A 427-nucleotide genomic window follows, 5' to 3' on the forward strand; every position below is an offset into this window, starting at 1 on the left:
AAGCAGGCCTTCTCGGTCATAGGCTTGAATCTCAATACCCACACCATAGGCTGCATCGGCTTCATAGCCCCAGGAAACTTCTATAATACGATTTGGCTCCAAGTCTTCAAGCTGGAGCAAATTCATACAATCCTGTCGGTGTATCGAGACGCCTCGTCCAACTGTTATATAACCCGTAATTGGGTCTCCTGGCACAGGCTGGCAACACTTCGCCATAGTTGTTAGTAAGCGCCCAACGCCCTTGATCTTGATATCATCTCGCCCAGCACTATTCGCCGCTTTCTGCTGTGGTGCACCAAGACGAAGATCCAATTGCTGTTCTTTAGGCTGCAGAATTTTCTGAGCAACATTCGCTATATGCGTTGGCTTCACGTCTCCTGCACCAATCGCCGCAAATAGGTCATCCACCTTATTGAACTGAGTTTGT

At 48.5% G+C, this 427-nt stretch carries 1 pseudogene; it reads right to left on the reverse strand.

The window, feature by feature from the left end:
* Positions 1-427, reverse strand: a pseudogene (locus A3735_RS30790) (bifunctional (p)ppGpp synthetase/guanosine-3',5'-bis(diphosphate) 3'-pyrophosphohydrolase); the annotation flags it as partial.

Source organism: Oleiphilus sp. HI0061, from assembly GCF_001635675.1.